The sequence below is a fragment of the Mesorhizobium sp. WSM4842 genome (assembly GCF_055901575.1).
This window is the reverse complement of sequence record NZ_CM148372.1, coordinates 6,727,639-6,752,061: the sequence shown is the minus strand read 5'-3', so window position 1 is coordinate 6,752,061 and position 24,423 is coordinate 6,727,639. Positions and strand designations below refer to the sequence as shown.

General features: G+C 59.7%; 17 protein-coding genes and 4 pseudogenes. 11 read left to right on the top strand and 10 right to left on the bottom strand.

Annotated elements, in window-relative coordinates:
- Positions 1 to 75 precede the first annotated feature (75 nt).
- From AC0NIE_RS32675 to AC0NIE_RS32625, 11 genes and pseudogenes are all read left to right on the top strand, one after another.
- On the top strand, positions 76 to 846 hold the full coding sequence (locus AC0NIE_RS32675) for a crotonase/enoyl-CoA hydratase family protein (RefSeq protein ID WP_473489642.1): 771 nt from the start codon (positions 76 to 78) through the stop codon (positions 844 to 846).
- 972 nt (positions 847 to 1,818) lie between these two features.
- Positions 1,819 to 3,408 (top strand): ABC transporter substrate-binding protein, encoded by a 1,590-nt coding sequence (locus AC0NIE_RS32670; protein WP_473489641.1) that lies wholly within the window; start codon positions 1,819 to 1,821, stop codon positions 3,406 to 3,408.
- A 16-nt stretch (positions 3,409 to 3,424) separates the two neighbouring features.
- A complete protein-coding gene (locus AC0NIE_RS32665; protein WP_473489640.1) occupies positions 3,425 to 4,384 on the top strand; it encodes an ABC transporter permease in 960 nt (319 codons plus the stop codon).
- A 10-nt stretch (positions 4,385 to 4,394) separates the two neighbouring features.
- Positions 4,395 to 5,219 carry an ABC transporter permease gene (locus AC0NIE_RS32660; protein WP_473489639.1) on the top strand — a complete coding sequence of 275 codons (825 nt, stop codon included), beginning with the start codon at positions 4,395 to 4,397 and terminating at the stop codon, positions 5,217 to 5,219.
- Complete coding sequence (locus tag AC0NIE_RS32655; RefSeq protein ID WP_473489638.1) at positions 5,219 to 6,871, top strand: ABC transporter ATP-binding protein; 1,653 nt, start codon at positions 5,219 to 5,221, stop codon at positions 6,869 to 6,871. Before AC0NIE_RS32660 ends, AC0NIE_RS32655 begins: the two co-directional genes overlap by 1 nt.
- Before the next feature lie 192 nt (positions 6,872 to 7,063).
- Positions 7,064 to 9,109, top strand: a complete 2,046-nt coding sequence (locus AC0NIE_RS32650) for an acetate--CoA ligase family protein (protein ID WP_473489637.1) — start codon at positions 7,064 to 7,066, stop codon at positions 9,107 to 9,109.
- A 55-nt stretch (positions 9,110 to 9,164) separates the two neighbouring features.
- Positions 9,165 to 10,310: a CaiB/BaiF CoA transferase family protein gene (locus AC0NIE_RS32645; RefSeq protein ID WP_473489636.1), complete on the top strand. Its 1,146-nt coding sequence runs from the start codon at positions 9,165 to 9,167 to the stop codon at positions 10,308 to 10,310.
- Between the two features lie 354 nt (positions 10,311 to 10,664).
- A pseudogene (locus AC0NIE_RS32640) lies at positions 10,665 to 11,353 on the top strand (ornithine cyclodeaminase family protein); the annotation flags it as partial.
- A 105-nt stretch (positions 11,354 to 11,458) separates the two neighbouring features.
- Positions 11,459 to 12,472, top strand: a pseudogene (doeB, locus tag AC0NIE_RS32635) (N(2)-acetyl-L-2,4-diaminobutanoate deacetylase DoeB).
- 106 nt (positions 12,473 to 12,578) lie between these two features.
- The gene (locus AC0NIE_RS32630) at positions 12,579 to 12,668 is read left to right on the top strand and encodes an AsnC family transcriptional regulator (RefSeq protein ID WP_473373251.1); all 90 of its coding nucleotides are present in this window, start codon (positions 12,579 to 12,581) and stop codon (positions 12,666 to 12,668) included.
- An 80-nt stretch (positions 12,669 to 12,748) separates the two neighbouring features.
- Positions 12,749 to 12,994 (top strand): Lrp/AsnC ligand binding domain-containing protein, encoded by a 246-nt coding sequence (locus AC0NIE_RS32625; RefSeq protein WP_473489635.1) that lies wholly within the window; start codon positions 12,749 to 12,751, stop codon positions 12,992 to 12,994.
- 158 nt (positions 12,995 to 13,152) lie between these two features.
- On the opposite strand, the gene AC0NIE_RS32620 is transcribed toward AC0NIE_RS32625, so the two are convergent.
- From AC0NIE_RS32620 to AC0NIE_RS32575, 10 genes and pseudogenes are all read right to left on the bottom strand, one after another.
- Entirely contained in the window at positions 13,153 to 13,710 is a 558-nt protein-coding gene (locus AC0NIE_RS32620) for a hypothetical protein (protein ID WP_473489634.1), read from the bottom strand.
- Positions 13,695 to 14,084, bottom strand: a complete 390-nt coding sequence (locus AC0NIE_RS32615; RefSeq protein WP_473489633.1) for an EamA family transporter — start codon at positions 14,082 to 14,084, stop codon at positions 13,695 to 13,697. Before AC0NIE_RS32615 ends, AC0NIE_RS32620 begins: the two co-directional genes overlap by 16 nt.
- Before the next feature lie 395 nt (positions 14,085 to 14,479).
- Positions 14,480 to 14,932 carry an aspartate 1-decarboxylase gene (gene panD / locus AC0NIE_RS32610; RefSeq protein ID WP_473489632.1) on the bottom strand — a complete coding sequence of 151 codons (453 nt, stop codon included), beginning with the start codon at positions 14,930 to 14,932 and terminating at the stop codon, positions 14,480 to 14,482.
- Positions 14,933 to 14,952: 20 nt separating this feature from the next.
- Positions 14,953 to 15,986: pseudogene (locus AC0NIE_RS32605) on the bottom strand (beta-ketoacyl-ACP synthase III).
- Complete coding sequence (locus tag AC0NIE_RS32600; RefSeq protein ID WP_473489631.1) at positions 15,983 to 17,242, bottom strand: adenosylmethionine--8-amino-7-oxononanoate transaminase; 1,260 nt, start codon at positions 17,240 to 17,242, stop codon at positions 15,983 to 15,985. Before AC0NIE_RS32600 ends, AC0NIE_RS32605 begins: the two are co-directional and overlap by 4 nt.
- Positions 17,242 to 17,877, bottom strand: a complete 636-nt coding sequence (bioD, locus tag AC0NIE_RS32595; protein ID WP_474045180.1) for a dethiobiotin synthase — start codon at positions 17,875 to 17,877, stop codon at positions 17,242 to 17,244. Before bioD ends, AC0NIE_RS32600 begins: the two co-directional genes overlap by 1 nt.
- Positions 17,874 to 19,013: an 8-amino-7-oxononanoate synthase gene (locus AC0NIE_RS32590; RefSeq protein ID WP_474045178.1), complete on the bottom strand. Its 1,140-nt coding sequence runs from the start codon at positions 19,011 to 19,013 to the stop codon at positions 17,874 to 17,876. Before AC0NIE_RS32590 ends, bioD begins: the two co-directional genes overlap by 4 nt.
- Positions 19,010 to 19,997, bottom strand: a pseudogene (gene bioB, locus AC0NIE_RS32585) (biotin synthase BioB). Before bioB ends, AC0NIE_RS32590 begins: the two are co-directional and overlap by 4 nt.
- Positions 19,998 to 20,281: 284 nt before the next feature.
- Entirely contained in the window at positions 20,282 to 22,420 is a 2,139-nt protein-coding gene (scpA, locus tag AC0NIE_RS32580) for a methylmalonyl-CoA mutase (RefSeq protein ID WP_473489916.1), read from the bottom strand.
- A complete protein-coding gene (locus AC0NIE_RS32575) occupies positions 22,417 to 24,420 on the bottom strand; it encodes an acetyl-CoA carboxylase biotin carboxylase subunit (RefSeq protein ID WP_473489915.1) in 2,004 nt (667 codons plus the stop codon). The genes scpA and AC0NIE_RS32575 overlap by 4 nt, the downstream gene beginning before the upstream one ends.
- Positions 24,421 to 24,423: the final 3 nt, after the last annotated feature.

The following is a 24,423-nucleotide window of genomic DNA, read 5'->3' as shown; positions in this document are numbered from 1 at the left end:
GCAGAGAATAGGCATCTTGCACAAATTAGTGATGCAAATTGCGTCACAGCGCTATTAATGAATGAGGAGAGATCAATGAATGAGTTAGCCAACTGCGTTTTCACCGAGCGACGCGGTAACGTTCTGGTCATTACCATCAATCGTCCCGAAGTAAGGAACGCGATTGATGCTAAGACTGCCGAAGCTATGCAAGAAGCGATGGATCTTCTCGAAACCGAAGAAGAGTTGTTGGTTGGAGTGGTGACAGGCGCCGGCGGCAATTTCTGCTCGGGAATGGACTTGAAAGCAGCTGTCACTGAAGGAACGCAGCCTCAGCTGCGTAGAGGCAGCTTCGGTATTATGGCCCGGCCACCGCATAAGCCGCTGATTGCCGCTGTTGAGGGCTATGCGGTAGCGGGTGGATTTGAGACGTGTCTTGCCTGCGACATGATTGTAGCAGCTCGTAATGCCAAGTTCGGCTTGCCGGAAGTCCGACACAACCTACTGGCGACATACGGCCTTGTTCGCCTTCCCGCGCGCATGCCCTATCATCTAGCAATGGAGCTCGCACTCACGGGCGAGTTTAAGGAAGCGTCCTACTTCGAGCGGTTCGGGATCGTGAATCGTCTTGCCGAGCCTGGCAAAGCGCTCGAAGAGGCATTGAAGCTTGCGCAGTTGCTGCTCGTTAATGCTCCGCTCGCGGTGGCAGCAAGCAAGGAAATGGTATTCCAGGCGTTTGACGGGCAGTCGACCGAAGACAGACTTGTCGAACTTCCGATCGTCAGGAAAGTGTTTGGCTCAGAAGATGAGCGCGAGGGACTGGTCGCCTTCGCCGAGAAGCGCAAACCTGTTTGGAAAGGTCGTTAGACCTGTCGGCTTCCCCTGTGGGTGGGCGGCAACTTCTCGTCAACTGGAACAGGTACTCGCAAACTGACATCGAAGGACCGGCATAGCTTGGCTTGGGCGTCACCGAAGTCGGCGACGCCAGCCGGCTGGTGAGGCGTCGGCGACGTAGCCGAGCGGCTCGACAGCGTTGAGTTTGCAGGTTTCGATCAACGATGCGCTGGACGGTAGAATTCTCACCCTACGCTTGGCTGCGCCGACGGCGAGTCGCGCAAGCTTCTCAACCCGATTCTACGCCATTTCCGAAACTCGTCGCATGAGACATTTTATTCTCTTCTACCTGATCCATCCTCTCTCCAAGTGAGCTTCGAGAGGAGCGAAAACATGGGGCCACACTGTAGAACGCCGCAGTTTGGGGACACTGTTTTGGTCGAGGCGGTGGGCGCGAGACGAAGGGATCTGTATTTCAAAATCGAGTTTGCCGGTTCGACGCAGACCGGAATGGCCCCGCCGCCAGCCTCCGCACCAATTCAGCTTTGTGAACTCGTCCGAAAAATGGCCGACTTCAAATCGGAACACCGGCCGGAATGAAATCGGAAATGCCTGGCCGGCTTCAAATCGGAATCGATGGCCGGCTTCGTCGGAATACGCACCACATCTTGCGGCTACACCGCAAGTAACAACCCGGCCGGGACACGAATTCGTCCTACCAGTATACCGCATCCCCATCTCGGTCCTAGATGGTGACAATCCACAAACCATATTTTACCGAGTTCGGCCAAGAGTGTAGTATCTGTATATCCTTAATTTTTGGCATTCTGTCCGAGGGTGACAGCTTCGCGCCAGTGTTGGATCATAGCTTTTTGGACATTGACATCGTGCCATATACTGGTACTTCTCTTCTCCAGCCCATTGGTAAGCTTGCCGGATTGCAAATAATATTTCACACATCGACAAAGAAATGTTAACAATAGCGTCGCAAAAAGGGGAACCCAGGTGACTGAAGAATTGGAAAGCTTGAAAGAAAGCCTCGTGGCCGGGCGCCTGTCGCGGCGTGAGTTTCTTGGTCGTGCCTCAGCACTTGGCTTTGGCGCCGCCGCTGCCTCAATGTTGCCTGGTCTTGCAGTCGCTGCTGATAAGCCGATCAAGGGTGGGCATTTGAAGACCGGCTTTGCCGGTGGTGGAAGTGCAGACTCATTGGATCCGACGCTTGCAACAAGCGATGCGTGTTTTTTGAACCTGCGGCTGTTTGGTGAAACTCTGGTAAATACGTCTGCCTCGGGGCAGCTCGAATATCGGGTCGCAGAAGAAGCTTCGTCAAGTGATGGTGTCACTTGGCTATTTAAAATTCGTAATGGTGTGGAGTTTCATAACGGCAAAACAGTTACGCCTGAAGATGTCGTAGAAACCATACGGCGGCATTCGGATGAAAAGTCACAATCAATAGCGAAAGGAGGTCTTAGCCAGATCGATCGATTGTCTACGGAAGGCAACACAGTAAAAATTTCACTGAAGGGTGTCAACGCAGATTTTCCATTTGCGTTAAGTGAAATTCCTCTGTCCATACAGCCGAACGGAGGAAAAGACGATCCAGCTTCCGGTATCGGTTCTGGTCCGTACAAGATTGATGGAACTCCTCAAGCTGGCGTGCGCTACCAGTTTAGGAAATTTGCCAATTATTGGGACCCGGCTATCGGCCACGTCGAAGAGAATGAGGTGCTTATCATCAATGACGCGACAGCCCGCACCGGGGCACTGCAGTCAGGACAGGTCCATATGATTAATCTAGTGGATCCCAAGATCGTAGGTCGACTTAAATCTGCCCCGGGAATTAGCGTTAAGAATGTTACCGGCCGAAGTCACTATGTTTTCAGCATGCGAACTGATACCGCTCCTTTCGACAATGAAGACCTTCGCATGGCGCTGAAGCTTGCCATTGATCGAGACGAGATAGTGAAGAAGGTGCTTGCTGGTTTTGGCAGCGTAGGCAATGATATGCCCATAAACGCCAATTATCCGTTTTTCGATGCCTCCATTCCGCAACGTCGATACGATCCGGAACAGGCAGCGGCATACTATAAGAAGTCGGGCCATGACGGGTCGCCAATCGTACTGCACGTTTCCGACGCTGTATTTTCAGGTGCGACTGACGCCGCGCAGTTGTTTCAGCAGAGCGCAGCAAAGGCCGGAATCCCGATCAGTGTCCAGCGTGAGCCCGGCGACGGCTACTATACTGAGGTCTGGAGTAAGAAGCCGTTCTTTGTCAGTTTGTGGGCGGGCCGGGCGACGCAGGATCAGGTGTATAGCCTCACCTACCTTTCGACTGCACCTTGGAACGAGACGCATCTTAAGAATGCGGAGCTCGATCGGCTTGTCTTAGCAGCCCGTTCAGAGCTCGATCCGAGCAAACGGCAGAAGCTTTATAGTGATGTGGCTAATCTCGTGCGTGATCACGGTGGAACCATCGCGTTTGCATTCAATGATTTCATTGATGCCGTGTCCAATAAGCTTGGAGGGTACAACCCCGACCCCAATCGGGCCTTGATGAACCTTATGGCGCCAATAAAATGCTGGTTGCCGGCCTAAGTCCGACGAATAGTAAATGTCCTCACCCATCGTGAAACTAATTGCCCAGCGCATTGCGCTGGGCATTCTCCTCCTGCTGGCCGTTTCGGTCCTGATCTTCGCCGGCACCCAGATCCTGCCCGGCGACGTCGCGCAAGCCATTCTCGGACAGTCGGCGACGCCAGAGTCGCTCGCCAATCTGCGCGAGCAGCTCGGCCTCAACCAGCCGGCTTACATCAGGTATTTCCACTGGCTCGGCGGTGTGCTCACCGGCGATCTCGGCACCGCCATGTCGAGCGGCCAGGATATCGCAACGTCGATCAAGGGGCGGCTGTGGAACACGCTGTTCTTGGCCTTCTGGGCGGCGATCGTCGCCGTGCCGCTGGCGATCACGCTTGGCCTGATCGCGGTGCGTTACCGCAATGGCTGGGTCGACAAGCTGATCTCCGGACTGGCGCTCGCCTCGACCTCGTTTCCCGAATTCTTCGTCGGCTATGTGCTCGTCTACTTCTTCGCGGTGAACTGGCAGATCTTCCCGGGCATCTCGACTGTCTATGACGGCATGCCGTTCGGTGACCGGATGCAGGCGATCGCCTTGCCCGCCACCGCGCTGACCTTGGTGGTGCTCGCCCACATGATGCGCATGACGCGCGCTGCTATCCTCAACGTCATGCAGTCGGCCTATGTCGAGACGGCCGAGCTCAAGGGCCTGTCGGCCTTCGCAGTCATCCGCAAGCACGCCTTCCCGAACGCCCTCGCACCGATCATCAATGTCGTTGTCCTCAACCTCGCTTATCTGGTCGTCGGCGTCGTCGTGGTCGAGGTGATCTTCGTCTATCCCGGCTTGGGGCAGTATCTCGTTGACCACGTCACCAAGCGCGACGTGCCGGTGGTGCAGGCCGTCGGCCTGATCTTCGCGGCCGTCTATATCAGCCTGAACATCATCGCGGACATTGCGGCGATCGTCGCCAATCCGCTTCTCCGACATCCGAAGTGAGGGGGCGGGTATGCTCGATATCAAACGCATCCCCATCCCCGCGCTGATCGGCATAATCCTGACGGCACTGTTCGTGCTGGCGGCGATCTTCGCGCCGTGGATCTCACCGCATGACAACGCCGAGATCGTCGGCGATGTCTGGGAGCCGATGTCGGCCGGACACTGGCTCGGCACCGACAATCTCGGCCGTGACCTGCTGTCGCGCATGATCTACGGCGCCCGCATCACGCTGTTCATCGCCGTGCTGGCGACCGCGCTGTCGTTCTCGCTCGGCGCCATTCTCGGCTTCTCGGCCGCGGTTTTCGGCGGCTGGTACGACACGCTGTTGTCGCGGCTTGTCGATCTGCTGATGTCGATCCCGACACTGATCATGGGCCTCGTCGTGCTCTCGGTGCTGCCGTCCAACCTGGTGACGCTGATGCTGGTTATGGGAATCCTCGATTCGACCCGCGTCTATCGCCTGTCGCGCGCGGTGGCCGTCGACATCAATGTCATGGACTACGTCGAAGCGGCCAAGCTGCGCGGCGAGGGCAGTGGCTGGATAATCTTCCGCGAGATATTGCCCAATGCGCTGTCGCCGCTGGTTTCCGAGCTCGGCCTGCGCTTCATTTATGCCGTGCTGTTCCTGTCGACACTGTCCTTCCTCGGGCTTGGCGTGCAGCCGCCGGATGCCGACTGGGGCGGCATGGTCAAGGAAAACAAGGACGGCATCGTCTTCGGCATTGCGGCGGCGCTCATCCCGGCCGCCGCGATCGCCGCATTGGCGATCTCGGTCAATCTCGTCGCCGACTGGGTGCTCAACCGTACGACGAGTCTCAAGGGAGGACGCGGCTGATGGTTGACGGCAAGGCGAAATCCACCCCCCTCCTCGGTATCCGCAACCTGCGCATCGAGGCGACCGTCTATCCGCCCGGCGAGGCGCCGAAGACGATCACGCTTGTCCACGATGTCTCGCTGACGCTGGAGAAGGGCAAGGTGCTCGGCCTGATCGGCGAATCCGGCGCCGGCAAGTCGACCATCGGCCTGTCTTCGATGGGCTATGGCCGCGGCGGCGTGCGCATCACCGGCGGCGAGGTGATCCTCAACGGCCGCGACATCCTGAAGGGCGGCAAGGTGGGCTTCCGCAAGCTGCGCGGGCGCGAGGTCTGCTATGTCGCGCAGTCGGCGGCGGCTGCCTTCAACCCAGCGCACCGGCTGATGGACCAGGTGGTGGAAGCCACGCTGCTGCACGGCACGGCGACACGGGCCGAGGCCGAAAAGCGCGCCGTGGCGCTGTTCAAGAAGCTCAGCCTGCCCAATCCTGAAACCATCGGCCAACGCTTCCCGCACCAGGTCTCGGGCGGCCAGCTGCAGCGCGTGATGACGGCGATGGCGCTCTGCTCCGAGCCGGATCTCATTGTCTTCGACGAGCCGACCACGGCGCTCGACGTGACGACGCAATTGGACGTTCTTGCCGCGATCAAGGATGCCATCCAAGCCACCGGAGTGGCAGCCCTCTACATTAGCCACGACCTCGCCGTCGTTGCCCAGGTATCGGACGACATCATGGTGCTGCACGATGGTAAGATGGTTGAGTTGGGGTCGGCAAAACAGATCATCAAGGAACCGCGCCAGGAATACACAAATGCGCTGGTTTCGGTGCACGAGATCGAGCACCAGGAGCAGATGCCCGGCGCCACACCGCTCCTGTCGGTCAAGAACGTCACCGCCGCCTACGGCGGCGCAGTCAAGGTGCTGAAGAACGTCTCCGTCGACATTTTCCCGGGCCAGACGCTGGCCGTCGTCGGCGAATCCGGCTCCGGCAAGTCGACGCTGGCGCGCGCCATCACCGGGCTATTGCCGCCGGAACAGGGCAGCGTCGTCTTCGACGGCCGCACGCTGGCCAACCGGCTGGCCGACCGGCCGAAGGAAGATCTGCGCCAGTTGCAGATGATCTACCAGATGGCCGACGTGGCGATGAACCCACGCCATACCGTTGGCACTATCATCGGCCGACCGCTTGAATTCTATTTCGGCATGCGCGGCCGCGAACGCGACAAGCGCGTTGCCGAGCTGCTCGACGAGATCGAGATGGGCAAGGGCTTCATCGACCGCTATCCGGCCGAGCTGTCGGGTGGCCAGAAGCAGCGCGTCTGCATTGCGCGTTCGCTCGCCGCCAAGCCCAAGCTGATCATCTGCGACGAGGTGACCTCGGCACTCGACCCACTGGTTGCAAATGGAATCCTGAAACTGCTGCTGAACCTGCAGGCGATTGAGCAGGTTTCATACCTTTTTATCACTCACGACATCGCAACCGTCAAATCAATCGCCGATTCGGTCGCCGTCATGTATCGCGGCGAGGTGGTGCGCGATGGACCCAAGAGCAAGGTTCTGACTCCCCCCTTCGAGAATTATACGGACCTGCTGCTTTCATCCGTGCCGGAGATGGAGATTGGTTGGTTGGAGAAGGCGGTAGCGAGCCAGAAGATGGCCAGCGGTGGCAACTGAACGGAGATGCCTTTCATCCGGTGGAAGCCGAAAGGTCGGGGCCGCCTCAGCGCTCCACCTCTAGATCGCCTCCAAAATCAGAATGTCAGCGCCCGACGCAAGACTATATGAGCATCATGTGTGCAATCTCATGGCAGTGGGTACCAGTGCACAAATCTGGAGAATCTCGTGCCGATCACTGAGGAGAAAAGAATGAATACAGTTATTCGAAAAGCAGAACTTCGCGGCCTATTCAATCCTCGTTCTGTTGCGGTAATCGGCGCCTCTTCAACCCCAGGTAAATGGGGATTTGAATATGCGCGTCAACTTTTGCTTGGTAAATCTGAGCGTGATGTTTATCTGGTCAACCACAAGGGGGGGATCGTCCTAGGAAACGAAACGTATACATCGGTGCACTCACTGCCGGTAGCGCCAGAGCTGGCGGTGATTTGTGTTCCAGCAGCTCAGGTTCGGACTGCTTTGGAACAGGTGCTGGATGTGGGTGCCCGCTACGTCATATGCGTCACAGCAGGGTTCAAAGAGGCTGGCGAAGAAGGTGGTCGACTTGAAAACGAGATGCGGGAACTCGTTCGGGCAGCGGGTGCACGCCTTGTTGGGCCCAATTGCGTTGGTCTATACGACGCCGCCGCTAACCTTGCATGCACTGGCTTTTGGAAGCTACCTCCCGGAGACATAGGGATCATCTCGCAGAGCGGTAGTGTGATGCTCGGACTGGGGACACGCCTTCAACGACTGAATCTTGGGCTATCGCGCGCTGTATCGGTTGGCAACCAAGCTGATCTTTCCGTGGCGGACTTTATCGAGTCATTCGCAGTAGATCCCAACACCAAGATAATCACAGCTTACATTGAGGAATTCCGAGACGGGCGGCGCCTCTTCGAGGCAATCGAGCATTCGCGCAGCCTTGGCAAGGACGTCATTCTCCTGGCTCCGCGAGCGGGAGAGGCTGTTGGGCGTAGCGTGGCGTCCCACACAGGGTCGATGATCTCAAACGAAGATATCCTGGCGAGCGTATGCGCCGAGCTCGATGTCGTGCGCGTGCGTGGCATGGGTGATCTTTTGCTGGCTGTTCAGGGCGTTGAGGCCCCAGCTCGGGCTCGTGGTCGCCGGGTTGCTGTCGTGTCTGATGGCGGGGGCACAGCTACGCTAGGGGCAGACGCTGCCGTGGCTGCGGGCCTTGAAGTGCCTGCTTTTTCCGTCGGGCTCATCCAGGCATTGAAGGAGATTTCGCCCAAAAGTCCGGGAATTCGAAACCCTGTCGACTTGGTGGGGGTCGCGTTCAATCTCGGGTCATTCCAACCAGCCCTTCAAGCAATCGCTGCGTCCGGCGAGGTCGACGCCGTCCTATTGACGGGTGATTTCGATAACGCTGCTGGATCCATCGAAGGCGAACGTGCAGTGGCGACCAATATCAGGGAGATATGCAGTCAGTCTGGTATCGCGCTGGCTGTTGCCACCCCCCTGACCGCCGAACCTGCGATGGTTGCATTCAAGGAAGACCGGATCCCGGTGTTTGACTTTCCAGAAGAAGCTGCGCGCTGCCTGGAGCTCGGTCGCCAAAGATCTCCGGTTCGCGCACTGATCACAATTGATAACTCAAACCCATTTGCCGGAGAGGTAGACTATATCGGAAGCAGGAATGCACTTGCCAATGCCGGAGTGACTTTTAGCAAAGCGCTCCATGCCAAAGACGCAGATAATGCAGCGGCGGCAGCGGAAAGCATTGGCTATCCAGTGGTTTTGAAGGCTTTAGGCAGCTTGCACAAAAGCGATTCCGGCGCAGTCATCCTCGGTATACCTGACGAGACAACTCTGCGAGCGAGGATAGCGGATCTCAACAACAAACTCCGACCTGCCGGCTTTAGCGTCGAGGAAATGGTGACGGCGCGCGACGCTATCGAGCTGTTGATTGGGGGCGTACGTGATCCAGCATTTGGGCCAACTGTAGTTGTCGCTGCTGGAGGCACAAAAACGGAGGTGTGGCGAGATAGGGTTGTCGCCCTCGCTCCGATTGATGAAGAGACTGCGCTGCGATTACTAAATTCGCTGCGAATCGCACCGTTGTTTGAGGGATTTAGAGGCAGTCCAAAGATCAATCTACGAGCGGTCGCAAAGGCTGTAGTGTCGATTTCGGAATTTGTTGCGCAGAATAACAATATTGTTGAAGTCGAGATCAATCCTCTTATTATCGGGCCGGAGAGTTGTCTTGCGGTTGATGCGAGAATCGTTATAGCCTAATACAATATGAAAACAGTCGAAATAATGAAAAGTACACTGCGTGGAGAATCCTAACATGGGCGTTTTATCTGGAGTAAAAATCGTCGAAATTTCCGGTCTTGGACCCGGACCGTTTTGCGGGATGCTACTGGCCGATCTTGGGGCGGAAGTTATCGCTATCGAGCGACCCGCTTCGGACATAGGTGAACCTAGACCCTGGGAACTCTGCAGCCGAGGAAAGCGCTCTGTCATCCTTGATCTCAAGAAGCCAGCGGCAGTCGAGACCGTGTTGCAACTGATTGAGGGGGCAGATGCGCTTATCGAGGGTATGCGGCCTGGTGTGATGGAGCGTCTCGGCCTTGGGCCGGAGGTCTGCCATGCTCGCAATTCATCCCTCGTCTACGGGCGCATGACTGGCTGGGGACAATATGGCCCCTTGGTCCAGGCTGCGGGCCATGATGGAAACTACGTCGCCATTTCCGGTGCGCTGTGGCTTGCAACGCAACCTGGCCACGCTCCAGAGGCGCCCCCAACAATGCTCGGCGACGTCGCGGGTGGCGCGCTTTATCTTGCGATAGGAATTCTCGGCGGCATATTAAGCGCTCGAAAGGACGGGCGCGGCCAGGTCGTTGATGCTGCCATGATTGATGGCTCAGCCCACCTCCTAAATCTTCTGATATCGTTTCTCCCCGATGTCGGCGGGAAATTTGCTTCCTCAAGACCGGCTGCGCACGGCAAGTTCTGGGATCGTGCCTACGAATGCGCAGATGGGGAATGGATTGTCATTCAACCGATGGAGCCTCAATTTTACGCGGAACTGATCAAGCGCCTCGGCTTGGAAGCTGATCATCGCTTCGTGAATGGCCAGCGCACGCCCGAACTCTGGGCGGCACTTGGAAATGAGCTTGCAGAGCGGTTTAAAACCAGGACTCGAATAGAATGGGCTGCTCTGCTTGAGGGAACCGACGCATGTTTCGCGCCTGTGCTGTCACCTGAAGAAGCGACTGCGCATCCCCACGTAGTCGCGCGAGAGATCTACAAGACTATCGACGGTGTTTTACAGGCTGCCCCGGCCCCGCGTTTTTCCGTTACGCCGTCGGCGGAATTAGCTTCGGTTCCGCCTCGCGGTGCTCATACGGACGAGGTTCTGGCTGAACTGGGCTTCGGTTCGGCTCGACTAAACGAGCTGAAAGCAGCCGGCGTTTTAGGATCTAGAAATTGATGCCGGTTCCAATGTGGGCTTACCTGCTCCTTACGCTGCTGCGAAGTGGTGATCGGCCTCACGAAGTCTGAGGGATGGCAAAGGTCTGACCAGGTGAACCTTTGTCGCACAACTTCCCTTGGATGAAAGAAGCAACCCCCCCTTCGAAAATTATTTTGCAGACCGCTAGCATGGTGACGTCGTTCTCATTGCCCATTTTCCTGACCACCTGCAGCCCTTCGCTAACAGCTCCGGATCGATCGGGGAGGTGACGTCGTCAAACAATATGATTTTGGGCCGCATGGCGAGAGGGCGCGATTGCCGCGCGCTGTTGCTGGCAGCCGGGAACTGTGTAGGCCGAGAGGCCGACCATGTCGGGCTTTGCTGCTGGACAAAGCCTACCTCACCAATGTCCGTACCGCCGCAGCGGGTGCCGTTGCCGCCAAGCACTTGTCGCGCGAAAATGCCTCGGTTGCGGCGATCTTCGGCGCAGGCATGCAGGCCGCCATGCAGCTCGAAGCGCTGACGTTGGTGCGGCCGATCCGCCAGGCGCGCCTCTGGGCGCGGGATCTGGCCAAGGCCGAGGCCGCCGCGAAGGCTCTGGCCGGCCGGCTCGGGATCGAAGTCGTGGTTGAGACCGATCGGGAGAAGGCCATTGCTGGCGCCGACATTATCGTCACGACCACACCCTCGGATAAGCCGATTGTAAGGGCTGAATGGCTGGCGCCGGGCCAGCATCTCACCGCCATGGGTTCGGATGCCGAGCACAAGAACGAAGTCGATCCACGCCTCGTGATCCACGCCGACCCTATGTCTCCGACCGCCTGTCGCAAACCCGCAAGCTGGGCGAGTTGCATCACGCGATCGCGGCCGGTCTGGTCGGGGCCGACCAGGAATTCGCCGAACTCGGCCAGGTCGTGGCCGGGCTCGCGCCAGGCCGCTCTTCTGAAAGCGAAATCACTTATGCCGACCTCACCGGCACCGGCATCCAGGACACGGCGATCGCGACGCTAGCGTATGCACGCGCCCGGGCCTCGGGCTCTGGCACGACATTCGAAATGTGAATGCGGGATACCTCACGCGAAGGCAGAAAATCACCGGCTTCGACCTTAGACCTGCGTTGAATGCTTGGCCAATGCCTCGCGCAAGCTGATTATCAAGGATTGACTATGACCATTGATACCCCCAAGTCCGATCTGCGACCGTCACCGATTTCATCCACCTTCGACCCCATGGACGTAGGTGTGAACCACGGTTTTCTCAAGCTACCTTATAGCCGCGACGATTCCGCCTGGGGCTTGGTAATGATCCCGATTACGGTGATCCGCAACGGGGAGGGGCCTACGGCCCTTCTCACCGGCGGCAATCACGGTGATGAATATGAGGGGCCGATCGCGCTGTTCGACCTGGCCCGCTCGCTGAAGGCCGATGATGTGAGCGGCACGGTCATCGTCGTGCCGGCAATAAACTATCCCGCCTTCCTTGCTGGCACGCGGACCTCGCCGATCGACAAGGGCAATATGAATCGGTCATTTCCGGGTAGGCCTGATGGGACTGTGACGCAAAAGATAGCCGACTATTTCCAACGCTACCTCCTGCCCATTGCCGATATCCTCGACTTTCATTCAGGCGGTCGCACGCTGGATTTCCTTCCTTATTGCGCGGCCCATCGCCTCCTGGACAAGGAGCAGGAGCACAAAAGTTTTGAGCTCGTTAAGGCCTTTGCTGCTCCCTATTCGATGGCGATGCTGGAGATCGATGCAGTGGGAATGTATGACACGGCCGCCGAGGAAATGGGCAAGATCTTCGTCACGACTGAACTCGGCGGCGGAGGCTCCGCAACCGCGCGCACCGTAGGCATCGCCAAGCGCGTTGTCCACAACGTGCTTGTCAGGGCAGGCATTCTCAAAGGCACAGTGAAGAGCACTGACACCACGTGGCTCGACATGCCCGACGGCGATTGCTTCTCCTTCGCCGAGGATAGCGGGCTTATCGAATTCGTGAGAGATCTTCGCGACGATCTGGGCAAGGGCGAGACGGTCGCTCTGATCTACCCGACAGGTCGTACCGGCGCAGCGCCGCAGGAGATCAGGGCCAAGAGGTGGCATCCTCGCCGCCCGCCATTATCCGGGGCTCGTTAAGCCGGGGACTGTGTAAGCGTTTTGGCCGTAATCCCCACCTAAAGGGCGTGACTAATTCCCTTAGGGCATTGATTCAAACCATACCCAAGGCTGATGTGACAGGCAGATTGCGCAATTAAAATCGACGGATTGCGTTGTGGGCGGTGCGATGGATGATCTTGATAGGCGGCTGATTGCGCTCCTCAGGCTCGGTGGGCGAACGCCTATAGCGGCTCTTGCAGAGAAGCTGCAGGCCTAAGAGGGACGATACAGAAGCGGCTTGACCGCTTGATGTCGTCCGGCGCGGTACGCGGGTTCACGGTGCGCACCCGACAAGACTTGGACGAGACGGTTTTACGCGCGGTGATGGGTGTAAGGACCTCAAGCAAGAAGCCCGCCGCGCTCATTAAAACCCTCAGCGGGGTTCCGGAAATTGTCTCGCTTTACACGACGAACGGGTTCTGGGATTACATCGCGGAACTTCGCGCTGAAAGCCTTGCGGATCTGGATCATGCACTGCGAGAAATCCGCAGTGTTGACGGAGTTGCCTCGACTGAAACCAGTATTCTGCTTGGCGCCGTATGAAGGCGCTGTCGCAAACGCGGAATTGCGAGCCGCGTCCCTCCTTTCGCGCACGGATATCCGGCGGTGTGATCGACCTGGTATCACCAACTGCACTCAAGAGAGGATGATGAGGCCTTCCCCACGTTCAGTGAATTTCGCGTATGCCACACTTCGTGGAGTTAAGTCGGCTCAGCTACGTTCCTAGCGAAGCTCTGACCAATCAGCGCAAAGAAACCGGCGCCACAGATCACGGCTGCGCCCACGACGGTAGTGAATCTCGGCACTTCGTCAAAGAACAAAAAACCCCACAATGGAACCCACATGATGGCGCTGTACTCGAACACGGTGATGGTCCCTGCTGGGGCAACTCGGTAGGCTTGGGCAAGCAATGTCATTCCGGCAGATGCGATTACGCCGCAGCCGGCCATCAGCAGCGTATCGTTGAGCGTTGGCCAGACCCATGAGCGCATAAGGAAAGCGAGACTTGGGTCCCCAGCATCTCCAAGGCCGCTTGAACTCACGAGAGCGGCCAACACGGGCGCGCAAACGAGGAAGGCCAAATTCTGATAGAATGTGATAACCGCAGCGGTTTCGGTGTAGCCAAGTTTCCTCGCCAGGATCTGGGCCAACGAGTACAGGACGGCAGCCGAGAGAGTTAACGCATATGCCCATTCGAAGGCCGCAAGACCCGGTCTTAACGTTATGATTACGCCGATAAAACCTACCGCCAGAGCCATAAGGTAGTCTGGTGAGGTCGCTCTCCGAGGAAAAGAATTCCGAGTCCTGCAATGACGAGTGGAGCGACAAAAAAAAGCGCGATAGCATCGGCCAGGGGCAGTGCTGCGATCGAAAGATAGTAGCAAATGTATGCGCCTAGGAGGATCACTGCACGAATTGTCAGCAGCCCGAAACGCTTTGAAAGAAGGGATCGAATAATCCCGGTCGCTCGCACCAACGCCAGCAGTATGGGCAATGCGACAATTGATCGAACCGTTATAGCCTGCGTGACCGAATACTTGTCCGAGAGCCCTTTCAAAATCGCGTCCTGCAGCGAGAAGATGAGAACGCCCAGGCAGAGAAAGACTGTAGCTGCTAGGGAGTTCTTCTGCATGGAGTCCTCCGCGTGAGACGACGCAGCCAGCGCCGATTCGGTGGCCTCGATTGGGCCTGCAAGCAATCCACACGTTACCCCCGCCCCACGGCCAGACGGTATCATCTGCGACAGGCCCGACAGCCGCTCAAAATACTCATCTGCCGCATGACATTATTTCGACTATCGGCTGAACCTACCGGATAAAGCAGGTGGCCCCCCAGCCGAACTCGCACCATCGGAACGCGCGGACTTGCCACCTTCGCTCTCGGAAGGATAGCGCCGGATGGCGGAAGTTAGGATGGCCGCTTCTTGACCGAATCTGGCGGTTTTCCGCTTCGGTGTAGGCTTGAGGTCTCTCTCCGAAATCGTGCCCGGGAGAATCGTTGATAAAGGCGACGCCGTGCAGGGAAATGTCACGCCCCGGATACCAGAGCAGGGATGGCCAAAGCCTCATCCGCCTCGTCAAGGATGGAGAAGGTGTAGCGGCCATCCGCGTCAAGATCGACGGAGTAGCTCAGGCGGTCGAGTATGTGGTTGTCCTGGTCGAACGTAACGATCCGCGGCTTCAGAGAGGTAATATGCGCTTCGTCCAGATAGATCGAGTTGCAGACAATGATCTGGTCGTCGGGCTGGCAGGTGCGGGCAGCCGCTCCGTTGAGAATACAGCATCGTGAGCCGCGCTCGCCGAGAATGACATAGGTCGAAATCCGCGCGCCGGTATTCTTGTTCCATATCTCCACGAATTCCATGGGCAGGATCCCTGCTTCTTCGCAGTGATCAGGGTCGAGCGTTATCGAACCGTGGTAGTTGAGGTTCGCTTCGGTGACGTAGATGCCGTGCAGCTTGCCGGCGACTATTTTTCTCATTGGACCCCGTTTCCTGTCGATCACGCGTGACTAATTTTACCGTCCCTCTGGGGTGGGCGGCCAGTAATTCGGCAGATTCCGACGACGAGGGCGCCGCCGCTGAGACCGGCACCCGCTGCAGCCAGCAGGATTTTCTCGGCCGGTCGGAATGGCTCCGCCTGATGAGCCAGCGACAGGGACAGTGGGATCGTCGCGGCGGAAGAGTTGCCGTATTCGGCGATCGTCTTGACGATTGCCTGATCGGCAATGCCGAGGTTCTTGCCGACCGCATCAAAAATGCGGGCATTGGCCTGATGCCGCACGAACCGATCGATGTCCTGCGGCTCGCAACTGGGCCGCAGCGAGCGCGTCCTTTGAACATGCAGTCATCATGTCCACGGCCCTGGCGAATACTTCCCGGCCCAGTCATCATCATGCGGGTTTGCCCGAGGTCGAGGCCGCCATGAAACGGGATGTTGCTTCCACCCGCCGGGATCTGGATCAGTCCGTAGCGCGAACCGTCCGAATCCACCGAAGCGCCGAGAATGCCGCGGTCCGGGTCCTCGCAGGGCCCAATCACCATGGCGCCGGCGGCATCGGCGAAAAGGACCGAGCTTGCGCGCTCGGCTGGATTGATGCGGCGGCTGAGGATGTTGGCGGCGATGACCAGGCTCGCCTTACCGTGCAGCCGGGTGAATCCATCCGCGAACATCAGCGCATAGATGAAGCCGGCGCAGGCGCCGGTCAGGTCAACAGCACCGGCGCGGTCGAGTCCCAGCCGGTGTGCCACCAGCGGTGCGCTCGGCGGCAGAAGATGGTCGGGCGTAGACGTCGCGAGCAACAGCAGGCCGATATCGCCACGATCGACACCGGCATTCGCCAGCGCCATGTCGCCGGCACGCGCGGCAAGCCCCGATAACGTGTCTTCGTTCGTGGCCCAGAAGCGCGAGCGAATTCCGGTGCGCCGCTCGATCCAGCCGGGTTCGAGCCCGAGATTGTTCTCGATCTCGGCATTCGCCACCCTGCGGCCAGGCGCATGATGACCAAACCCGAGAATGCGCGACGAACGGCTCATGGCCTCGGACCGAAGCGTTCGCCGGCCTCCTCTATGGCGTCATAGAGCCGTTCAAGCTCGTCACCTGTGATGCAATAAGGCGGGAGAACATAGAGGACATTACCGAGCGGGCGCACAAGCAGCCCCTGGTCGAGGAAGAACGTGCGTAGCTTCGGTCCGATCTCGGCGAGATAACCTGCGGAACCGGTTCGGAGGTCGAGCGCTGCGATCGTTCCCTTGGCGCGGCAGTCGGTAAAATATGGATTGTGCCGGAAGCGTTGCAGCCCAGCAGCCTGTCTCGCGCTCAGGGCCGCGACCCGCTCGGCCACCGGCTCGTCGCGCCAGATCTCGACATTGGCGAGTGCCGCCGCGCAGGCCATCGGATTGGCGGTGTAGGAGCTCGAGTGGAAAAACGTCTTCCTCCGGTCTGTCGAATAGTGAGCCTGGAAAATGGCATCGGTTGTGAGCGTGGCGGCCAGTGGGATCACGCCGCCGGTCAGGCCCTTCGAGGTGCAAAGGATATCTGGTGAGATGGAGGCCTGCTCGCAGGCGAACATGGTTCCGGTTCGCCCCCAGCCGGTCATCACCTCGTCGGCGATCAAGAGCGTACCGGAGGCTTCAGTGATCTTCTTCAATTCGGTGAGAACCCAGGCCGGATACATCAGCATGCCGCCGGCGCCGAGCACCAGCGGCTCGACGATCAGCGCGGCGGCGCGCCGGTCGCGCGAAACTGCCTCGAACCGATCCAGCGTTTCCTGCTCGCGCCCCGCGGCCGGGAAGGGGATGGTGTCGACCTCGAACAGCAGCGGCTCGTAGGCGGCGTTGAACACGCTGCGGGCGCCGACGCTCATCGTGCCGACGGTGTCGCCATGATAGCTGTGCTCCATGACGACGATGCGCGAGCGCGGCGCGCCGATGTTGCCGAAATAGCCGAGCGCCATCTTTAGCCCGACTTCGACCGAGGTCGAGCCGCTGTCGGAGTAGAACACCCGGTCGAGGCCGGCGGGAGCAAGGCCGACAAGCGCCCTGGCCAGGCGTTCGGCTGGCTCGTGCGTGAAGCCGGCGAAGATGATCTGGTCCAGGCTCGCCGCGGTTGTCTCGATAGCCTTCATGATGCGGGGATGGCGGTGGCCATGGGTGACGACCCACCAGGAGGAAATGGCGTCCAGGATGCGCGTGCCGTCGGCCTTGTGGAGATAGGCGCCTTCTGTCCGGACGATTTCTGGGATCACCGGCTCGAGCGCGTGCTGGGTAAAGGGATGCCAGACATGCGACATCAGTGATCTCCCGTGCACGAGGCGAAGGCAAAGCCGGCAATCATTGCGTCTCGCAGCGTTTTGTCCGTCAGCGGGTCGAGATAGGGCAGCCTGCCGAGCTGCGGCACGCCGCCCATTTCCACGATTGTCCGTTGCGTATCGGCCATCTCATCGCCAATGAAAGCGATGCCGGCCAGCGGGATGGAGCGCGCCCGCAGGGCCTCGATCGACAGCAGCGTGTGGTTGATGGTGCCGAGCGTGGTGCGGGCGCACAGAATGACCGGCAGCCGCCACTCAGCGAAGATGTCGATGAACTTGGTGCGCCGGTTGAGCGGCACCATCAGGCCGCCCGCGCCCTCGATCACGAGCGGCGCCGGCAGGACTGGAAATGAAAGATCGGCAGCCTCGATCGATATGCCATCGATCTCGGCCGAACGGTGCGGCGAAAGCGGGCTGTTCAAGTGGTAGGGTTCCGGCAGCACGCGCTCCGAGGGCAAGCCGGCAAGCCGCGCGACCATCTCGCTGTCGGACTCACCGTCGAGGCCCGATTGAACCGGCTTCCAGTAGAAGCCGTCGAGCAGGCCTGCGAGCCCCGCGGCAAAAACCGTTTTGCCAATTCCGGTATCTGTTCCGGTGACGACGATGCGCTTGCTCATGCCGTGGCCAACACTTCGGCAAGCGTTTCGACCATGGCCGAAATGTCAGGCTTGCCGACATTGAGCGTCAGCGAAATGCGCAGCCGCGAGGTACCCTCCGGCACTGTCGGCGGGCGAATGCCCCGTATGTCAAAGCCGCGAGCCTGCAGAGCCGCCGCCATCGCCATGGTGCGCGTCACCTCCCCAATGACAAATGGCTGGATCTGCGAACCGCTGGGCTTGGCTCCGCAATGCTCGGCCAGTTGCCGGCTTGCGAAGGCAACGTGCTCGTGCAACTGAACGCGGCGCATCGGCTCGTCGACCAGGATTGCGAGCGCTTCGCGCGCCGCCACTGCCATTAGCGGCGATGGCGCGGTGGCGTAGATAAACGGGCGGCAGCGATTGACAATATAGTCGCACAGCACTCCCGGCCCGGTGACGAGCGCGCCGGATGCACCGAGCGCCTTGCCGCATGTATGGAGAGCCATGATGTTGTCGCGGCCCTCGAACGCCGCAGCCAGCCCGCGGCCCCCCGATCCCCAAACCCCGGTGGCATGTGCCTCGTCGACCAGTATGAATGCCTCGTGCCGATCGGCAAGCTCGACCAGGCTCTCCATCGGCGCGCAGTCGCCATCCATGCTGTAGAGGCTTTCGACCCCGATCCAGATGCGCCCCATGCCGCCTTCGGCGCGCCAGCGCTTGATCGCATCCTCAAAAGCATCAATGTCATTGTGCGCCACCAGCCTGAACTCGGCGCGTCCAGCCCGCGCCCCTTCATGCATGCTGGCATGCGCGAGTTCATCGAGGATCAGCAGGTCGCCCTTTTTCACCAGGGTACTCAGCAGGGCGAAGTTGGCGATGTAGCCGCTGCCGAAGAACAGCGCCCGTTCGGCCCCGAAGAACGCGGCCGCATCTGACTCCAACGCCTCATGCTCCGGCCCGTTGCCGCGCAGAAGCCGCGATCCGGTAGCGCCGACCGGGGTGCCCCGCTCGATTGCTGCCGCGACTGCATCGCCAAGTCTCTTCGAGGCGGCAAGCCCGAGATAGTCGTTGGACGAGAAATCGAGACCTGCGCGCGGCGCAAGCGTCCGCAGCCGGTCCCTGCGCGCCAGCCCCTGCAAGGTCGCGTCATAGCGGGCGAGAGGTGCCCCGCTCATTGCGCCTCGAGTTCCATTGGCTCGATGCCGAGGCGGCGGAACAGCAGAGTATCCTTGCCCTCGCCGGGATTGTCCGCAGTCAGCAGCGTGTCGCCGACGAAGATCGAATTGGCGCCGGCAAAAAAGCATAGCGCCTGCATCTCGTCGGGCATGGCGGTGCGGCCGGCGGAAAGCCGCACATGCGATTTCGGCATCATGATGCGCGCCAGCGCGATCACGCGCACGAATTCGATCGGCTCGATGGGGTTTAGCCTCGGCCAGCGGGGTGCCGGCGATCGGGATCAGCATGTTGATCGGAACGATCTGCGGATGTTCCGGCAGATTGGCCAGCGTCACCAGCATGTCGATCCGGTCCACCGGCTCTTCGCCCATGCCGACAATGCCGCAGCAGCAGACCTTGATGCCGCACTGGCGGACAAGCTCGAGCGTATCGAGCCGGTCGGCAAAAGTTCGCGTGCTGATGATCTCGCTATAATAGCATTCCGACGTATCGATGTTGTGGTTGTAATAGTCGAGACCAGCCTGTTTCAGCCGTTGTGCCTGGCCGAGATCGAGCATGCCGAGCGTCATGCAGGTCTCCATGCCCAGCGCCTTGACACCTTCGACCATGGCAACGACCGCATCCATGTCGCGCGCCTTGGGATTGCGCCAGGCGGCACCCATGCAATAGCGCGTGGCACCGGCATCGCGCGCCTTGGTCGCCTCGGCGATGACGCGCCGGACCTCAATCAGCTTCGACGCCTTCAAACCGCTTTCGTGATGCGCCGACTGACTGCAATAGCCGCAATCCTCCGGGCAGCCGCCTGTCTTGATGCTGAGCAGCCGGCTGAGCTGAACCTTGTTGGGATCGAAATTCTGGCGGTGAACGGTTTGTGCCTGAAACAGCAGGTCGTTGAAGGGGAGTTCATAGAGTGCGCGGACTGCGGTTTGCGTCCACAAGGGCCGGGCATTCTCCGAGCTTATTTGCGGTGCACTCACTACCATCTTCTTCTCCCTGATGCCGAAGCCGCCCGTCTTTACGGCATCCTGCCCGGGTTTGCAGTGCTCAACGCGACATCACCGGCCAACCATCGAATTTCGTTCTGCTCTGCGTCGCTCAGAGATCGCATCGACTTCGATGGTGCTCTTGTGCTCGTCGGCCATTCGCAGGGCTACTGCAACCGAGGCTGCCCGCTCGGGCCATTCGAGGGCCGTGGCGGACCATTACAGTGTTGCTCTCCGAGTATGGGCATGTCGCCGGATTACCGAAGGCTCGAAGACGAGGGTTTTCATTGATTGCGGCGCCTTCCTTCAAGCAGATCGACGACCGCACGTGCTGCATCCAGGACGTGGGTTCCAGGGCCGAACACAGCGGCCACCCCGTGGTCCATCAGGAATTGATAATCCTGGCGCGGCACCACGCCACCGCAGACAACGATGATGTTTTCGGCACCCTTTGCTTTCAACGCCGCGACAAGCTGCGGCAGTAATGTCTTGTGTCCGGCCGCCAGCGACGACGCGCCGACGACATGAACATGAGAAGCCACCGCCATGTTTGCTGCCTCCTCCGGCGTTTGAAAGAGCGGGCCGGCGACCACATCGAAGCCGAGGTCGCCAAACGCCGATGCGATCACTTTGGCGCCACGGTCATGACCATCCTGGCCGAGCTTGGCCACCATCAGCTTCGGCCGACCGCCAAGCGACACGGAAACGTCCCTGACGCGGGACGTTAGGGATTGGTATTCCGGCTCATTCTGGAAGGCGGCGCCATAAACCTCCGAGGTCACTTCAGGAACGGCCACGTGATCGCCGAAGGCGCTACGCAGGGTGTCGGAAATCTCTCCTACCGTCGCGCGGGCACGCACCGCTTCGACGGCTGCCTGGAGTATATTGCCCTTGCTGCTGGCCGCAGTCTGACCAAGCGCGACAAGGGCTGCGTCGACGCGCTTGGGGTCGCGCTGACGCTTTGTTTGTTCGAGACGACGGATCTGCGCCTCGCGCACCGTCGCATCTATCTCCAGAACGTCGATTGCGGCCTCGCTTTCCAGCCGATACTTGTTGACGCCGACGATCACCTCTTCGCCGAGGTCAATCGCCGCCTGGCGGCGGGTCGCCGCCGTCTCGATCAGGCGTTTTGGCAGGCCCTCAATGACGGCATTGGTCATGCCGCCGATTCCCTCGATTTCCTCGATGAGCGTCCACGCCTTGTCGGCAAGTTCGGCGGTCAGGCTTTCGACGTGATAGGAACCGGCCAGCGGGTCGACGACCTTGGTCACGCCGGTCTCGTGCTGGAGGATAAGCTGGGTGTTTCGCGCAATACGCGCCGAAAACTCCGTCGGCAGTGCGATCGCCTCATCGAAGGAGTTGGTGTGGAGTGACTGGGTGCCGCCGAGCACCGCGGCGAGCGCCTCATAGGCGGTGCGCACGATGTTGTTGTAGGGGTCCTGCTCCTGCAGCGACACGCCCGATGTCTGGGAGTGCGTGCGCAGCATCAGCGATGAAGGCTTCTTCGGTTCGAACTCTTCCATGATACGCGACCACAGAAGTCGCGCTGCCCGCAGCTTGGCGGCCTCCATGAAGAAATTCATGCCAATCGCAAAGAAGAACGAGAGCCGTCCGGCAAAATCGTCGACGTCGAGGCCCTTTTTCAATGCCGCGCGGACATATTCGCGCCCATCCGCCAGGGTGAAGGCGAGTTCCTGCACCAGCGTCGCTCCCGCCTCCTGCATGTGATAGCCCGAGATCGAGATCGAGTTGAACTTGGGCATCTCCTTTGCAGTGTACTCGATGATATCGGCCACGATGCGCATCGACGGTTCGGGCGGATAAATGTAGGTGTTGCGGACCATGAACTCCTTCAGAATGTCGTTCTGAATGGTCCCGGAGAGCTGGGCCGGCGGGCAGCCCTGTTCCTCGCCGGCAACGATGAAGCAGGCAAGGATCGGGACGACCGCACCGTTCATGGTCATGGAGACCGAAATGTCCTTGAGCGGTATGCCCGCGAGCAGGATCTTCATGTCCTCGACGGAATCGATTGCTACACCCGCCTTGCCGACGTCGCCGACGACACGCTCATGGTCGCTGTCATAGCCGCGATGCGTGGCGAGGTCGAAGGCAACCGACACGCCCTGCTGGCCGGCGGCGAGCGCCTTGCGGTAGAAGGTGTTCGACTCCTCCGCCGTCGAGAACCCGGCATACTGCCGGATCGTCCACGGCCTGCCGGCATACATTGTCGCGCGCGGGCCGCGGACGAAGGGTTGCAGCCCCGGTAAGGAATGAAGGTGGTCGACGGCCAGCAAGTCGTCCGCCGTGTAAAGCGGCTTGACGTCGATACCTTCGGGCGTGCGCCAGACCAGTGCGTCTGGAGAGGCCTTCAGTTCTCGTTCGGCAAGAGTGCGCCAGTCGGTGAGTTTGGGGTCGGCCATCATTCGAACTCCAGAATGGGTTCGTCGACGGCGAGGCTTGCACCCGCTTTTGCGGCGATCCGCTTGACGACAGCTCGCCGTTCGGCGCGAAGCACGTTCTCCATCTTCATCGCCTCGACGGTGGCCAACATTTGTCCGGCCTCGACCGCCTCGCCTTCGGAAACGGCAATCGCGGTGATGACCCCGGGCATCGGGCAAAGCAGCAGCTTTGAGGTGTCCGGCGGCTGCTTCTTCGGCATCAGTCGCGCCAACTCGGCGATCGCCGGGATGCGTACATGAGCGACGACATCCATTCCGCGCCAGCGCAGTCGGTAGCCGGTTCCTGACAGTGACGTCTTGATCGACGCGGTTTCGGCGCCAATCCGAAAGTGCGCTATGTGACGTCCGGGCAGCCACTCGCTTGAAACGGCCAAGACCGAACCGTCGTCGAATGCCACCGTGGTTCCGTCTTCCTGATCGCAGAGCGTGACCGGAAAGGCATGCTTGCCAAGCGTGACGATCCAGTCGCCGGAGACCTTGCGACGATGATTGTCCATCGCGCCGGAGATCTGGACATCGCGATGCTGGAGTTTCCAGTTGATGTGTGCCGCGACGGCCGCGAGTTTGCGCTCATCCGCATCGGTTGGGGAGGCACCTGCGAAGCCGTCCGGAAACTCCTCGGCGATAAAGGCTGTGCTCAGCCGCCCCTCGCGAAACCGGGGATGGTCCATGACGGCGGAGAGAAAAGGCAAATTGTGCCCGATGCCTTCCACTTCGAAATCATCAAGGGCGGCGCCTATGGCATCGATTGCGCCCAACCGGTCGGGCGCCCAGGTGCAAAGCTTGGCGATCATCGGGTCGTAGTGCACGGAGATTTCCGAGCCCTCGAACACACCGGTATCGTTGCGGATGAGAGAGCCGTCCGGACGCACGCCTTCGGCGGGCGGGCGGTAGCGTGACAGTCGGCCGATCGAGGGCAGAAAATTGCGATACGGGTCTTCGGCGTAGAGCCGGCTTTCGACCGCCCAGCCATTCAGCTTTACGTCCTCTTGGGCAAAACGCAGCTTCTCGCCGGCCGCGATGCGGATCATCTCCTCGACGAGGTCGATGCCGGTCACCAATTCGGTGACCGGATGCTCGACCTGAAGCCGCGTATTCATCTCGAGGAAGTAGAAGTTGCGGTCGCGGTCGACGATGAACTCAACGGTACCGGCCGAGTGGTAGCCCACGGCCTTGGAAAGAGCGACGGCCTGCCTACCCATCGCCTGCCGGGTTGCTACGTCGAGGAACGATGATGGCGCTTCCTCGATGATCTTCTGGTTGCGGCGCTGGATCGAGCACTCCCGCTCGCCAAGATAGACAAGGTTGCCGTACTGATCGCCGAGCACCTGGATTTCGATGTGACGTGGCTCGGTGACGAATTTCTCGATGAAGATACGGTCGTCGCCAAAGGCGTTCTTGGCTTCGTTTCGCGAGGAATGAAAGCCTTCGCGCGCCTCGGCCTCGTTCCAGGCAATGCGCATGCCCTTGCCGCCACCGCCGGCGGATGCCTTGATCATGACCGGAAAGCCGATCTCTGCGGCGATACGCACCGCTTCCTCGGCATGCTCGATCAGGCCCATATGGCCAGGCACAGTGGAAACACCGGCGGATGCCGCGATCTTCTTCGAGGTGATCTTGTCGCCCATCGCCTCGATAGCGACGGGCGAGGGGCCGATGAAGGCCACGCCGTTGGCTTTGAGGGCGTCGGCGAAGTTCGAATTTTCTGACAGGAAACCATAGCCCGGATGAACCGCGTCAGCGCCAGTGGCGGCGACAGCATCCAGAATGTTGGCAATGCTAAGATAGGACTGGGGGGAGGCGGCCGGACCGATATGGACCGCTTCATCAGCCTGCCGGACGTGCAAGGCGTCGCGGTCAGCGTCGGAGTAGACGGCGACCGTTGCAATGCCGAGCCTCTGCGCCGTCTTGATCAACCGGCACGCGATCTCGCCACGATTGGCAATAAGGATCTTCTTGAACATTTT

Coding starts and splice junctions, on each gene's coding strand:
- AC0NIE_RS32675 (WP_473489642.1), top strand. CDS start 76: ATGAATGAGTTAGCCAACTGCGTTTTCACCGAGCGACGCGGTAACGTT.
- AC0NIE_RS32665 (WP_473489640.1), top strand. CDS start 3,425: ATGTCCTCACCCATCGTGAAACTAATTGCCCAGCGCATTGCGCTGGGC.
- AC0NIE_RS32660 (WP_473489639.1), top strand. CDS start 4,395: ATGCTCGATATCAAACGCATCCCCATCCCCGCGCTGATCGGCATAATC.
- AC0NIE_RS32655 (WP_473489638.1), top strand. CDS start 5,219: ATGGTTGACGGCAAGGCGAAATCCACCCCCCTCCTCGGTATCCGCAAC.
- AC0NIE_RS32650 (WP_473489637.1), top strand. CDS start 7,064: ATGAATACAGTTATTCGAAAAGCAGAACTTCGCGGCCTATTCAATCCT.
- AC0NIE_RS32645 (WP_473489636.1), top strand. CDS start 9,165: ATGGGCGTTTTATCTGGAGTAAAAATCGTCGAAATTTCCGGTCTTGGA.
- AC0NIE_RS32630 (WP_473373251.1), top strand. CDS start 12,579: ATGGATGATCTTGATAGGCGGCTGATTGCGCTCCTCAGGCTCGGTGGG.
- AC0NIE_RS32620 (WP_473489634.1), bottom strand. CDS start 13,710: ATGGCTCTGGCGGTAGGTTTTATCGGCGTAATCATAACGTTAAGACCG.
- AC0NIE_RS32615 (WP_473489633.1), bottom strand. CDS start 14,084: ATGCAGAAGAACTCCCTAGCAGCTACAGTCTTTCTCTGCCTGGGCGTT.
- panD (WP_473489632.1), bottom strand. CDS start 14,932: ATGAGAAAAATAGTCGCCGGCAAGCTGCACGGCATCTACGTCACCGAA.
- AC0NIE_RS32600 (WP_473489631.1), bottom strand. CDS start 17,242: ATGTCGCATGTCTGGCATCCCTTTACCCAGCACGCGCTCGAGCCGGTG.
- bioD (WP_474045180.1), bottom strand. CDS start 17,877: ATGAGCAAGCGCATCGTCGTCACCGGAACAGATACCGGAATTGGCAAA.
- AC0NIE_RS32590 (WP_474045178.1), bottom strand. CDS start 19,013: ATGAGCGGGGCACCTCTCGCCCGCTATGACGCGACCTTGCAGGGGCTG.
- scpA (WP_473489916.1), bottom strand. CDS start 22,420: ATGATGGCCGACCCCAAACTCACCGACTGGCGCACTCTTGCCGAACGA.
- AC0NIE_RS32575 (WP_473489915.1), bottom strand. CDS start 24,420: ATGTTCAAGAAGATCCTTATTGCCAATCGTGGCGAGATCGCGTGCCGG.